Origin of the sequence: Citrobacter sp. CK181, from assembly GCF_030333595.1 — a bacterium.
In the GTDB taxonomy this organism is placed as follows: domain Bacteria; phylum Pseudomonadota; class Gammaproteobacteria; order Enterobacterales; family Enterobacteriaceae; genus Citrobacter_B; species Citrobacter_B koseri.
Genome location: NZ_JAOWFN010000016.1, coordinates 198433 through 210378 on the forward strand (window position 1 = coordinate 198433; position 11946 = coordinate 210378).

Consider the following 11946-nt stretch of genomic DNA (forward strand, 5'->3'; position numbering starts at 1 on the left):
CAAAGGCAGGTTCTTTAAGGTAAGGAGGTGATCCAACCGCAGGTTCCCCTACGGTTACCTTGTTACGACTTCACCCCAGTCATGAATCACAAAGTGGTAAGCGCCCTCCCGAAGGTTAAGCTACCTACTTCTTTTGCAACCCACTCCCATGGTGTGACGGGCGGTGTGTACAAGGCCCGGGAACGTATTCACCGTGGCATTCTGATCCACGATTACTAGCGATTCCGACTTCATGGAGTCGAGTTGCAGACTCCAATCCGGACTACGACATACTTTATGAGGTCCGCTTGCTCTCGCGAGGTCGCTTCTCTTTGTATATGCCATTGTAGCACGTGTGTAGCCCTGGTCGTAAGGGCCATGATGACTTGACGTCATCCCCACCTTCCTCCAGTTTATCACTGGCAGTCTCCTTTGAGTTCCCGGCCTAACCGCTGGCAACAAAGGATAAGGGTTGCGCTCGTTGCGGGACTTAACCCAACATTTCACAACACGAGCTGACGACAGCCATGCAGCACCTGTCTCACGGTTCCCGAAGGCACATTCTCATCTCTGAAAACTTCCGTGGATGTCAAGACCAGGTAAGGTTCTTCGCGTTGCATCGAATTAAACCACATGCTCCACCGCTTGTGCGGGCCCCCGTCAATTCATTTGAGTTTTAACCTTGCGGCCGTACTCCCCAGGCGGTCGACTTAACGCGTTAGCTCCGGAAGCCACGCCTCAAGGGCACAACCTCCAAGTCGACATCGTTTACGGCGTGGACTACCAGGGTATCTAATCCTGTTTGCTCCCCACGCTTTCGCACCTGAGCGTCAGTCTTCGTCCAGGGGGCCGCCTTCGCCACCGGTATTCCTCCAGATCTCTACGCATTTCACCGCTACACCTGGAATTCTACCCCCCTCTACGAGACTCAAGCCTGCCAGTATCAGATGCAGTTCCCAGGTTGAGCCCGGGGATTTCACATCTGACTTAACAGACCGCCTGCGTGCGCTTTACGCCCAGTAATTCCGATTAACGCTTGCACCCTCCGTATTACCGCGGCTGCTGGCACGGAGTTAGCCGGTGCTTCTTCTGCGGGTAACGTCAATTGCTGCGGTTATTAACCACAGCACCTTCCTCCCCGCTGAAAGTACTTTACAACCCGAAGGCCTTCTTCATACACGCGGCATGGCTGCATCAGGCTTGCGCCCATTGTGCAATATTCCCCACTGCTGCCTCCCGTAGGAGTCTGGACCGTGTCTCAGTTCCAGTGTGGCTGGTCATCCTCTCAGACCAGCTAGGGATCGTCGCCTTGGTGAGCCGTTACCCCACCAACAAGCTAATCCCATCTGGGCACATCTGATGGCAAGAGGCCCGAAGGTCCCCCTCTTTGGTCTTGCGACGTTATGCGGTATTAGCTACCGTTTCCAGTAGTTATCCCCCTCCATCAGGCAGTTTCCCAGACATTACTCACCCGTCCGCCACTCGTCAGCGAAGCAGCAAGCTGCTCCCTGTTACCGTTCGACTTGCATGTGTTAGGCCTGCCGCCAGCGTTCAATCTGAGCCATGATCAAACTCTTCAATTTAAGTTTGATGCTCGTGAATTAAACTTCGTAATGAATTACGTGTTCACTCAGAGACTTGGTATTCATTTATTGTCCGAAGACATCAAGAATCCATGTCACTTTGAGTGCCCACACAGATTGTCTGATAAATTGTTAAAGAGCAGTTGCGACACGCTTTAGCGCTCTGTCGCGAGGTGGCGTATATTACGCTTTCCTCTTTCAGAGTCAACCCCATTTTTCAGGATTTTTCTCTTCGTTGTTCCGACCATCTTGTGAAGCGTTTCACTTTGTCGTCTCAACGGAGGCGCATTATAGGGATCCCATTTTTTTGCACAAGCGTTTTTTGGATCTTTTTTGCTGAATGCCTGTTTTTTACCCCTTTCGCTACATTCCTGCGCAATTTGGCTGATTTTTGATACCTGAAACACTTGCGTAGCGCCAATAATCCAACCAAAGTCTTCATTACTGTTCTCTTTCGTTGAGGTAAACATGTCTGACGTATTACGTCCCTATAAGGATCTTTTCCCACAGATCGGGCAACGCGTGATGATCGATTCCAGTAGCGTCGTCATTGGCGATGTTCGTCTGGCTGATGACGTCGGGATCTGGCCGCTGGTCGTCATTCGTGGCGATGTGAACTATGTAGAGATTGGCGCCCGCTCAAATATCCAGGACGGCAGCGTGCTGCATGTGACGCACAAATCCACCACTAACCCGCAAGGCAATCCGCTTATTGTGGGTAAAGATGTCACTGTCGGGCATAAAGTCATGCTCCACGGCTGCACTATCGGCAACCGGGTTCTGGTTGGCATGGGGTCCATTCTGCTGGATGGCGCGGTAATAGAAGATGACGTCATGATCGGCGCTGGTAGCCTGGTGCCGCAAAACAAGCGCCTGGAAAGCGGCTATCTGTATCTGGGGAGTCCGGTGAAGCAGATCCGTCCGCTAAGTGATGAAGAGAAAGCCGGGCTACAGTACTCCGCAAATAACTATGTGAAATGGAAAGATGAATACCTGAGTCAGGACAGCCAGACCCAACCCTGATCGTCTTCCTGCTGGGACTGGATCAACGCTTCCGCTTCTTCTTCCAGATCCCAGCGATGTTCACAAAAGTCTGCCAACCACCGTTCTGGCGTATCGCCGCCAAAGCGATGCGCCAGCGTGGTTCCCTTGATAGCACACATTAACTGCATCCCATTCACCAGTGCGGGAAAGCTAACGGCCTCAAGGTCCGCGTCCCACTCTTCTCTGTCAGGAAACTGAATAGCCTGGTTCATGCCGACAGTTCCTGCTTCAGCGTTGCAATAACAGGTTCCACGTCAGGCAATACGCCATGCCAGAGAAAAACAGCATGCGCGGCTTGCCCCACCAGCATCCCCAAACCATCGGCATACCGCTTTGCCCCTTGCTCCGCACACCAGGCAAGGAACGGCGTATTTCCCTTTTGATAAAACATATCGTAGCAACAGACAGCAGGATGAATGAGCGATGACGGGATCGCGGGAATATCACCGCTAATTCCACTGGATGTCGCATTGATGATCAGATCGAATTCATGGCCTTCCAGCGCATCAAGACGAAGGGCCTGAACACTGCCGGTATGAGCGAAGATTTGCGCCAGTTCTTCAGCACGGGAAGCGGTTCGGTTCGCAATAGTAACAGCACAATCCATTGATAGCAGCGGTAACAGTACGCCCCTGGAAGCCCCCCCCGCCCCAATCAGCAGGATGCGTAGCCCCGGGCGAATGAAAGACAAACGTTCAAGATCGCTCAACAGGCCGATGCCGTCGGTGTTATCCCCCAGCAAGCGACCATCATCAAGGCGTTTCAGGGTATTCACCGCCCCGGCAAGCGCCGCACGCTCCGTCAGTTCATCTGCGCGTGCAAACGCTTCCTCTTTAAAAGGAACGGTAACGTTCGCTCCTTTCCCCCCTTGCGCAAAAAAGGCATTAAGGGTATTCACGAAATCATCAACCGGCGCCAGAACACGCCCATAGGGATGATCTATCTTCAGTTGCTGCGCAAACTGCTGATGAATAAATGGCGACTTGCTGTGCGCAATCGGGTTACCAAAAACGGCATAGGTTTCCATCGTATTACCCCTGTCGAAACAGCTCGCCCGTCAGGGCATCACGAATTTCAGAAGGATTCAGGCGTCCTCCCGTTTCCCCCTCAACAACGGGGAAATCCGCGCCAAACTGCGCCCGTACTTCTTCGACCGTGCGGCAGGGAGGCAACCCTGTCAAATTCGCACTGGTGGAAACTAACGGTTTGCCATAAGCCTGGCACAATGAGACCACCAGCGGGTGATCCGTAACGCGAACCGCCAGCGAATCAAAACGTCCCGTCAACCAGCGCGGCGTTGTCGCCGGTGCAGGAAAAACAAACGTCACCGGGCCAGGCCAGCACGCAAAGATCGCTTCTCGTTGCGTATCTGTCAGCATGCTGTCATCAATATATGGCTTAAGCTGCTCAAAATTTGCCGCAATTAAAATGAGGCCTTTTTCAACCGGACGCTGTTTCAATTCCAGTAAGCGGTTGACCGCCGTTTCACTATCAGGATCGCACCCGACACCGAAAACAGCTTCTGTGGGATACGCGATGACACATTCTTTATGCAGTACCGCTACCGCTGCCGCGATAGCGTCTGTAGGCAGGTTATTATTCACTTTGTTGTTCCGCCGGAACCGGCTTTCCACATTGTTTACTGGCGCAAAAGTGCTTCACACCCTGCGCGGTTTTCTTTTCGATGAGTAGCGGATAGTGACATTCAGGACACTCTCCGGCTATCGGTTTGAAGTTAATGACAAACTGACATTCAGGATAGCGATCGCAGGAATGAAAGGTTTTACCATAACGGGAACGCCGTTGAACCAGATGACCTTTTTGGCACTGAGGGCAGGTAATGGCAGTTTCGTCTGGTTTGTCGATCAGTTCGGTATGGCCACACGCGGGGTAGTCACTGCAACCGATAAACATGCCGAACCGCCCCTGCCGCAATACCAGCTCCGCACCACATGCCGGGCAAAACTTCCCCTCCAGAACTTTGACGATATGTCCGTCTGCTGATGATTTCAGCGGACGGACATAATCACATTCTGGATAGTGTGAGCAGCCGAGAAAAGGACCGTGTTTCCCGGAGCGAATAACAAGTTCAGCCCCGCACTGTGGGCAGGGCTCATTTTTATGCACCGTAAACAGTGCTGATTTAGCCATAACAACTCATGCTGAATGAAGGTCGATTAATGCAGCATACCTTCATTCACTTCAAAGAGTAATTCTTCCATTTGCTGATACGCATTTTCACAACCCGGAATGTTAAATAAAACCATCAGGATCACCCACTTCAGGTCTTCCAGATCGAATTCTGCGGTATCCAGCGCGAGCACGCGTTCAATCACCATTTCTCGCGTTTCGAGGTTTAGCACCTGAATCTGCTCGAGGAATAACAGAAACCCCCGACAGCTGGCATCCAGTCGATTGCACTCCTCTGCCGTGTAAATACGTACGGAGAGTGGATCGGAAGCCAGTTGCATAGGTTCGGCGAGGCCTTCCTGATAATCAGCAAGCTTTTCCAGCCACAGTAGCGCGTTGTAGATGTCTTCACGGTCAAAGCCAGCGTCGGTAAGATCCCGTTCCAGTTTGTCCTGATCCACACGCAATTCAGCTTCGTTATGGATGTAAGTCTCAAACAAATACATTAGTACGTCGAACATGGCTTGCCCTCCTTAATCGGACATAGCCGCCGGGTACAGCTGCGATCCATCCTGCTAACTCCAGTTCGAGTAGCTGAGCCACTACCTCTGGCACAGGTTGGCCGGCACGTTCAGCGACGACGTCAACAGGTGTTACCTCATCTCCTACGTTAGCCAGGAGCATAGGAAATGGCAATGCTGCGACTTCCTGATCTGGTGAATAAAGTGAATTTTCGGCCTCATCTGGCAGCCAATGTAAGCCGTATTGCAAATTTTCCAGAATATCCTCTGGCGCCGTCACAAGAGTGGCGCCCTGTTTGATCAACCAATGCGGCCCTTCACTGCCAGGGCTGCCTATCGGCCCTGGCAAGGCAAAGACATCCCTCCCTTGCTCCAGCGCACAGCGCGCGGTAACCAAAGAGCCGCTTCGTAGTGCCGCTTCAACCACCAGCACGCCTTTGCTCAGGCCGCTAATGATGCGGTTTCGTCGGGGAAAATGGTGCGGTAAAGGGAGCGTCGCTAATGGAAACTCCGACACCAGCGCGCCACCGGCGTCTATCAGCCCCTCAGCCAGCCGGGTATGTCGTCGGGGATGGATACTTCCCAGACCGTTGCCCAGCACAGCCACGCTTTTCCCGTTCGCGTTTAAGGCTGCTTTATGCGCAACGCCATCAACTCCTCTCGCCAGCCCGCTGGTAATCGTCACCCCTTTTACGGCAAGACTTTCACAGAACAAGCGCCCCCATCGCTCGCCATACCAGGAAGGTGTCCGGCTTCCTACGACGCCAAGCTGGAAGTTCTGGAGACATTCTGGATCACCTGCAACAAAAAAAGCGCCGGGATAATCTGCAATCGCATTCAACTGTGCCGGATAACGCGCGCTACCAGCCAGAATCAAATGGTGATGAGGTTGCTCAAGCCAGTGCTGCGCGTCATCCAGCGCTTTTTGCGGGACGGTTAAAAAGCGTTCCGCTTGTCGGGACGTTAACCCTGCGTTCTGAAGTAAAGTCTTATCAATCTGACGCTGTTGTATGAGCAAATTCGCAATGCTCAACATTGCATCGCCATACAATTCACTCACATGCATCAAACGTAACCAAATTTCGGTACGGGTCATCCTTTATCCCCCTGCCACAAGCTGTCCTGGCAATCTTTGCGATTGGTCACTGATGCTGTCAATCGGAGGGGGTTTTGTCTAGAATAGAGGTAATAATCTTTCCAACTCCTGAACACAACTCTGGATAATTATGGCAGTTTTGCAAGTGTTACATATTCCGGACGAGCGTCTTCGCAAAGTCGCAAAACCGGTAGAAGAAGTGAATGCAGAAATTCAGCGTATCGTCGATGATATGTTCGAAACGATGTATGCAGAAGAAGGTATTGGCCTGGCGGCAACGCAGGTCGATATTCATCAACGTATCATCGTGATTGATGTTTCGGAAAACCGCGACGAGCGTCTGGTGTTAATCAACCCGGAACTGCTGGAAAAAAGCGGTGAGACGGGGATTGAAGAAGGCTGTCTGTCTATTCCAGAACAGCGTGCTTTAGTGCCGCGTGCGGAGAAAGTGAAAATTCGCGCACTCGACCGCGACGGTCAATCTTTTGAGCTGGAAGCAGACGGTCTGTTGGCTATCTGTATTCAGCACGAGATGGATCACCTGGTTGGTAAACTGTTTATCGATTATCTGTCGCCGCTGAAGCAACAACGTATTCGTCAGAAAGTTGAGAAACTCGACCGCCTGAACGCCCGAGCTTAAGGACAAGAATCAACGTGTCAGACTCACTACGTATTATTTTTGCGGGTACACCTGACTTTGCAGCGCGTCATCTTGACGCGCTGTTGTCTTCTGGACACAACGTCGTTGGCGTGTTTACCCAACCCGACCGCCCGGCAGGACGCGGTAAAAAGCTGATGCCCAGCCCGGTGAAAGTGCTGGCGGAAGAGAAAGGAATAGCGGTTTTTCAGCCCGCCTCCTTGCGCCCACAAGAAAACCAGCATTTAGTCGCGGACTTACACGCTGACGTAATGGTCGTGGTGGCGTATGGCCTGATTCTGCCAAAAGCGGTGCTTGATATGCCGCGACTCGGCTGCATCAACGTTCACGGTTCCCTGCTCCCGCGCTGGCGTGGCGCAGCGCCGATCCAACGTTCACTTTGGGCTGGTGATGCCGAAACGGGCGTAACCATCATGCAAATGGATGTGGGTCTGGATACTGGCGATATGCTCTATAAACTTGTCTGTCCAATCACCGAGAAAGACACCAGCGGCACGCTGTATGACAAGCTGGCGGATCTTGGCCCACAGGGGCTGATTGAAACGCTGAAACAGTTAGAAAACGGTACCGCGAAGCCAGAAGTACAGGACAACGCCCTGGCCACTCACGCTGAGAAACTTAGCAAAGAAGAGGCGCGTATGGACTGGTCTCTCTCTGCTGCACAGCTTGAACGCTGCATCCGCGCCTTTAATCCCTGGCCAATGAGCTGGATGGAAATTGACGGTCAGCCGGTAAAAGTGTGGCAGGCGTCAGTGATAGAGCGCGTAACGCAAGCGGAACCGGGCACCATTCTTGACGCGACTAAACAAGGTATTCAGGTTGCAACCGGCAACGGCATCCTGAACCTGCTCTCCCTTCAACCCGCAGGTAAGAAGGCAATGAGCGCGCAGGATCTTTTAAATTCACGTCGGGAATGGTTTATTCCTGGCAACCGTCTGGCCTGACGGTCACGTCTTACTACGCCCGGTGTTACCGGGCATTTTTATTTTTGCGGTTATGAAAAAACAAAATTTACGCAGTCTGGCGGCACAGGCCGTTGAGCAGGTCGTTGAGCAAGGGCAATCCTTAAGTAATGTCCTGCCACCACTACAGCAAAAAGTCTCCGATAAAGACAAAGCGCTGCTTCAGGAGCTGTGCTTTGGCGTGTTGCGTACCCTTTCGCAGCTGGAGTGGCTGATTAATAAATTAATGTCTCGCCCAATGACCGGTAAGCAACGCACCGTGCATTACCTGATCATGGTAGGGTTTTACCAGCTATTGCACACACGAATTCCACCACATGCGGCCCTCGCGGAAACGGTTGAAGGTGCTGTTGCTATTAAGCGACCACAGCTTAAGGGGCTGATCAATGGCGTTTTGCGTCAGTTTCAGCGTCAGCTGGAGGCGTTGCTGGCTGAGTTTGCGACCAGCGAGGCGCGTTTTCTGCATCCGTCCTGGCTGCTAAAGCGCCTGCAAAAATCCTATCCCACCCAATGGGAAGCGATTGTCGAAGCCAACAACCAACGTCCTCCAATGTGGTTACGCGTGAACCGTACACATCATTCACGCGACAGCTGGCTCACGTTATTGCAGGACGCAGGAATGAATGGTTTTCCCCATTCGGCCTATCCTGACGCCCTACGTCTTGAGTCTCCGGCGCCGGTTCATGCCTTACCCGGTTTTGAAGAGGGTTGGGTAACGGTTCAGGATGCTTCCGCGCAAGGCTGTGTTAGCTTCCTCGCCCCACAAAACGGCGAGCAAATCCTGGATTTGTGCGCCGCACCGGGGGGTAAAACAACGCATATACTCGAAGCCGCGCCTGAAGCGCAGGTGTTGGCTGTCGATGTCGACGAACAGCGTCTTTCACGCGTTTACGACAACCTTAAACGTCTGGGGATGAAGGCAACTGTCAAACAGGGTGATGGTCGATATCCCGCGCAATGGTGTGGCGAGCAGAAATTTGACCGTATTCTGCTGGATGCGCCTTGTTCAGCCACCGGCGTCATTCGTCGTCACCCGGATATCAAATGGCTACGCCGCGATCGTGATATTGCTGAACTGGCAAAATTACAGTCGGAAATTCTGGATGCCATATGGCCACATTTAAAGTCAGGCGGAACACTGGTCTACGCGACCTGTTCTGTCCTGCCGGAAGAGAATAGCCAACAGATTCAGGCCTTTTTACAGCGCACCCCGGACGCCACCCTGACCGGTACCGGAACCCCCGCTCAACCGGGCGTGCAAAATCTGCCAGGTGCGGAAGAAGGTGACGGCTTCTTTTACGCTAAGCTAATCAAAAAGTGATGAGATAACGGGTCGCGACTGATGAAAATTATCATTCTGGGCGCAGGGCAGGTCGGCGGCACGCTGGCTGAAAACCTGGTCGGAGAGAACAACGACATCACGGTGGTCGATATCAATGGCGAACGCCTGCGTAGTTTACAGGACAAGTTCGATCTCCGCGTCGTGCAAGGGCATGGCTCTCACCCCCGCGTACTGCGTGAAGCGGGTGCAGACGATGCGGATATGCTGGTCGCCGTGACCAGTTCCGATGAAACGAATATGGTCGCCTGCCAGGTGGCCTATTCACTCTTCAATACGCCAAATCGTATCGCCCGTATCCGCTCGCCAGATTATGTCCGCGATGCGGATAAACTCTTCCACTCTGAAGCCGTCCCCATCGACCATCTTATTGCGCCAGAGCAACTGGTCATCGATAACATTTATCGCCTGATCGAATATCCTGGCGCATTGCAGGTCGTTAATTTCGCCGAAGGTAAAGTCAGTCTTGCGGTAGTGAAAGCCTATTATGGCGGGCCGCTGATCGGGAACGCGTTATCCACGATGCGTGAGCATATGCCGCATATTGATACCCGAGTCGCCGCGATATTCCGTCATGACCGCCCTATTCGCCCCCAGGGTTCGACTATTGTAGAAGCAGGCGATGAAGTCTTTTTTATTGCCGCATCGCAGCATATCCGCGCGGTAATGAGCGAGCTGCAACGTCTGGAGAAACCCTATAAGCGTATTATGTTAGTCGGCGGGGGAAATATCGGTGCCGGTCTCGCGCGTCGTCTGGAAAAAGATTACAGCGTCAAACTGATCGAGCGCGATCAACAGCGGGCCTCCGAACTTGCCGAAAAACTGCAAAATACGATCGTCTTTTTTGGCGATGCGTCGGATCAGGAACTGCTGGCTGAAGAGCATATTGATCAGGTTGATCTGTTTATTGCAGTCACCAACGATGATGAAGCCAACATTATGTCGGCAATGCTGGCCAAACGGATGGGTGCGAAGAAAGTAATGGTGCTCATTCAACGTCGCGCCTATGTGGATCTCGTCCAGGGGAGCGTCATTGATATTGCCATTTCGCCACAGCAGGCCACGATTTCCGCGTTACTCAGCCATGTGCGTAAAGCCGATATTGTGGGAGTGTCATCGCTACGTCGTGGTGTAGCAGAAGCAATTGAAGCCGTTGCCCACGGTGATGAAAGTACATCTCGCGTCGTAGGCCGCGCCATTGATGAAATTAAACTTCCACCGGGAACAATAATTGGCGCAGTGGTTCGCGGTAACGATGTAATGATTGCCAATGACAATTTGCGCATTGAACAAGGCGATCATGTGATTATGTTCCTGACGGATAAAAAGTTTATTACCGACGTCGAACGCTTATTCCAGCCAAGTCCTTTCTTCCTGTAATTATTTGGGCGCTAATGCAGCGCCCTCTTTAATTCCCCTGTTTTATCAGGGCCTAATAAATGCTCCTTTAAACAATCCATAAATGGAAAATGCCTTAACATTTGTTAAACTTATAAACGTCTGTTGCATAGGGAGAATAAAATGAGCTTTATTAAAGAGTTTCGCGAATTCGCGATGCGCGGGAATGTTGTTGATTTGGCAGTGGGTGTGATTATTGGGGCGGCATTCGGGAAGATCGTTTCTTCTCTGGTTGCTGATATCATTATGCCGCCGCTGGGATTGTTAATTGGCGGGATCGATTTTAAACAGTTTGCCTTTACGCTACGCGAAGCGCAGGGAGATATCCCGGCAGTCGTGATGCATTACGGTGTGTTTATTCAGAACGTCTTTGATTTTGTTATTGTGGCGTTTGCTATCTTCATGGCTATCAAACTGATCAACAAACTGAATCGTAAGAAAGAAGAACCGACGGAAGCGCCAGCGCCGACAACGGAAGAAGTATTGCTTTCTGAGATCCGCGATCTTCTGAAAGAACAAAACAACCGTTCTTAACAAGCCTTAATAAGCAGAAAGCCAGTGGTAAAAAAGTGATTCACTTTCTTGCCACTGGCCTCCCAGTTACCCCGATTGCCATGTTTGCCTTTACGCAGATAACTTCCTTTCCCTTTCTTATTTTTTTCAACACGTTGTCTGAAAAGCGGATCGTGCAGTAATGCCTCAATGGCGTTGTCTTTTATCTGCCCTTTCGTATGCTGATAACGACTCATAATAACTCCAGTTTGTATGGTTTAACGGCGCGAGTGTAGGCTCATCAGGTCAATAAATCAACACTCCTGCTTGACTCCGCTGGCGCCTTGTTCCAGTGCTTCCAGAATTGAACAATAGACGCTGCTGTGTGCCGTTCCACAGCAGGCATCGTTCAGCCTCTGCAATGAACGCTGCATGCTCTGTAATTCCGCAATTCGTGATTCGACCTCTTTCAGCCTTTCCTGCACGATTCCTTTCGACTCCTGGCAGGTATGGTGTTCGGGATCGACACGGATCGACAACAGTTCCCGGATCGACTCAAGCGTAAAACCCAACTGCCGGGCATAGCGGATAAACTTAAGGCGCTGAAGATCGTTTTCCGTGTAGAGTCGAAAACCACCCTCCGTACGCACTTCATGCTCCATCATCTGCTGCTTTTCATAGTAGCGGATGGTATCGGGCGTCACTTCTGCCAGCTTTGCCAGTTCACCAATACGATACATATAA

General features: G+C 51.8%; 15 protein-coding genes and 1 rRNA gene. 6 read left to right on the plus strand and 10 right to left on the minus strand.

Annotated elements, in window-relative coordinates:
• Window positions 1-20 precede the first annotated feature (20 nt).
• Window positions 21-1562 (minus strand): 16S ribosomal RNA (locus OGW17_RS21325).
• 155 nt (window positions 1563-1717) lie between these two features.
• Complete coding sequence (locus OGW17_RS21330; RefSeq protein WP_012135409.1) at window positions 1718-2032, minus strand: hypothetical protein; 315 nt, start codon at window positions 2030-2032, stop codon at window positions 1718-1720.
• Between OGW17_RS21330 and OGW17_RS21335 the strand changes: the two genes are divergently transcribed.
• A complete protein-coding gene (locus OGW17_RS21335; RefSeq protein WP_071258098.1) occupies window positions 2031-2585 on the plus strand; it encodes a gamma carbonic anhydrase family protein in 555 nt (184 codons plus the stop codon). The genes OGW17_RS21330 and OGW17_RS21335 overlap by 2 nt on opposite strands.
• Here OGW17_RS21335 and OGW17_RS21340 read toward each other — a convergent pair.
• From OGW17_RS21340 to dprA, 6 genes are read right to left on the minus strand one after another with little or no spacing between them, the layout of a single operon-like run.
• Entirely contained in the window at window positions 2561-2818 is a 258-nt protein-coding gene (locus OGW17_RS21340; protein WP_012135411.1) for a DUF1488 family protein, read from the minus strand. The genes OGW17_RS21335 and OGW17_RS21340 overlap by 25 nt on opposite strands.
• Window positions 2815-3633 carry a shikimate dehydrogenase gene (gene aroE / locus OGW17_RS21345; protein ID WP_049011816.1) on the minus strand — a complete coding sequence of 273 codons (819 nt, stop codon included), beginning with the start codon at window positions 3631-3633 and terminating at the stop codon, window positions 2815-2817. The genes OGW17_RS21340 and aroE overlap by 4 nt, the downstream gene beginning before the upstream one ends.
• A 4-nt stretch (window positions 3634-3637) precedes the next feature.
• Window positions 3638-4210, minus strand: coding sequence for an L-threonylcarbamoyladenylate synthase type 1 TsaC (gene tsaC, locus OGW17_RS21350; RefSeq protein WP_024130998.1), 573 nt, complete (start codon window positions 4208-4210; stop codon window positions 3638-3640).
• Complete coding sequence (locus OGW17_RS21355; protein ID WP_012135414.1) at window positions 4203-4757, minus strand: DNA topoisomerase family protein; 555 nt, start codon at window positions 4755-4757, stop codon at window positions 4203-4205. The genes tsaC and OGW17_RS21355 overlap by 8 nt, the downstream gene beginning before the upstream one ends.
• A gap of 26 nt (window positions 4758-4783) precedes the next feature.
• Window positions 4784-5257 (minus strand): DUF494 family protein Smg, encoded by a 474-nt coding sequence (smg, locus tag OGW17_RS21360; protein WP_024130999.1) that lies wholly within the window; start codon window positions 5255-5257, stop codon window positions 4784-4786.
• Window positions 5229-6353 (minus strand): DNA-protecting protein DprA, encoded by a 1125-nt coding sequence (gene dprA, locus OGW17_RS21365; protein ID WP_047460860.1) that lies wholly within the window; start codon window positions 6351-6353, stop codon window positions 5229-5231. Before dprA ends, smg begins: the two co-directional genes overlap by 29 nt.
• Before the next feature lie 130 nt (window positions 6354-6483).
• Between dprA and def the strand changes: the two genes are divergently transcribed.
• From def to mscL, 5 genes are all read left to right on the plus strand, one after another.
• Window positions 6484-6993, plus strand: coding sequence for a peptide deformylase (def, locus tag OGW17_RS21370; RefSeq protein WP_047460857.1), 510 nt, complete (start codon window positions 6484-6486; stop codon window positions 6991-6993).
• A gap of 14 nt (window positions 6994-7007) precedes the next feature.
• Window positions 7008-7955: a methionyl-tRNA formyltransferase gene (fmt, locus tag OGW17_RS21375; protein WP_071258096.1), complete on the plus strand. Its 948-nt coding sequence runs from the start codon at window positions 7008-7010 to the stop codon at window positions 7953-7955.
• Between the two features lie 52 nt (window positions 7956-8007).
• The gene (gene rsmB, locus OGW17_RS21380) at window positions 8008-9294 is read left to right on the plus strand and encodes a 16S rRNA (cytosine(967)-C(5))-methyltransferase RsmB (protein ID WP_071258100.1); all 1287 of its coding nucleotides are present in this window, start codon (window positions 8008-8010) and stop codon (window positions 9292-9294) included.
• A 21-nt stretch (window positions 9295-9315) separates the two neighbouring features.
• A complete protein-coding gene (trkA, locus tag OGW17_RS21385; protein WP_012135420.1) occupies window positions 9316-10692 on the plus strand; it encodes a Trk system potassium transporter TrkA in 1377 nt (458 codons plus the stop codon).
• Between the two features lie 141 nt (window positions 10693-10833).
• Complete coding sequence (gene mscL / locus OGW17_RS21390) at window positions 10834-11244, plus strand: large-conductance mechanosensitive channel protein MscL (protein WP_012135421.1); 411 nt, start codon at window positions 10834-10836, stop codon at window positions 11242-11244.
• On the opposite strand, the gene arfA is transcribed toward mscL, so the two are convergent.
• On the minus strand, window positions 11241-11459 hold the full coding sequence (arfA, locus tag OGW17_RS21395) for an alternative ribosome-rescue factor ArfA (RefSeq protein WP_012135422.1): 219 nt from the start codon (window positions 11457-11459) through the stop codon (window positions 11241-11243). The two genes, mscL and arfA, sit on opposite strands and share 4 nt — an antisense overlap.
• Window positions 11460-11516: 57 nt before the next feature.
• Window positions 11517-11942, minus strand: coding sequence for a Zn(2+)-responsive transcriptional regulator (gene zntR, locus OGW17_RS21400; RefSeq protein ID WP_024131002.1), 426 nt, complete (start codon window positions 11940-11942; stop codon window positions 11517-11519).
• Between the last annotated feature and the right edge of the window lie 4 nt (window positions 11943-11946).

What these genes read in the sequence shown, in the direction of transcription:
- OGW17_RS21335 (WP_071258098.1), top strand. Translation starts at nt 2,031, where the DNA reads ATGTCTGACGTATTACGTCCCTATAAGGATCTTTTCCCACAGATCGGG.
- OGW17_RS21330 (WP_012135409.1), bottom strand. Translation starts at nt 2,032, where the DNA reads ATGTTTACCTCAACGAAAGAGAACAGTAATGAAGACTTTGGTTGGATT.
- OGW17_RS21340 (WP_012135411.1), bottom strand. Translation starts at nt 2,818, where the DNA reads ATGAACCAGGCTATTCAGTTTCCTGACAGAGAAGAGTGGGACGCGGAC.
- aroE (WP_049011816.1), bottom strand. Translation starts at nt 3,633, where the DNA reads ATGGAAACCTATGCCGTTTTTGGTAACCCGATTGCGCACAGCAAGTCG.
- OGW17_RS21355 (WP_012135414.1), bottom strand. Translation starts at nt 4,757, where the DNA reads ATGGCTAAATCAGCACTGTTTACGGTGCATAAAAATGAGCCCTGCCCA.
- smg (WP_024130999.1), bottom strand. Translation starts at nt 5,257, where the DNA reads ATGTTCGACGTACTAATGTATTTGTTTGAGACTTACATCCATAACGAA.
- dprA (WP_047460860.1), bottom strand. Translation starts at nt 6,353, where the DNA reads ATGACCCGTACCGAAATTTGGTTACGTTTGATGCATGTGAGTGAATTG.
- def (WP_047460857.1), top strand. Translation starts at nt 6,484, where the DNA reads ATGGCAGTTTTGCAAGTGTTACATATTCCGGACGAGCGTCTTCGCAAA.
- rsmB (WP_071258100.1), top strand. Translation starts at nt 8,008, where the DNA reads ATGAAAAAACAAAATTTACGCAGTCTGGCGGCACAGGCCGTTGAGCAG.
- trkA (WP_012135420.1), top strand. Translation starts at nt 9,316, where the DNA reads ATGAAAATTATCATTCTGGGCGCAGGGCAGGTCGGCGGCACGCTGGCT.
- mscL (WP_012135421.1), top strand. Translation starts at nt 10,834, where the DNA reads ATGAGCTTTATTAAAGAGTTTCGCGAATTCGCGATGCGCGGGAATGTT.
- arfA (WP_012135422.1), bottom strand. Translation starts at nt 11,459, where the DNA reads ATGAGTCGTTATCAGCATACGAAAGGGCAGATAAAAGACAACGCCATT.
- zntR (WP_024131002.1), bottom strand. Translation starts at nt 11,942, where the DNA reads ATGTATCGTATTGGTGAACTGGCAAAGCTGGCAGAAGTGACGCCCGAT.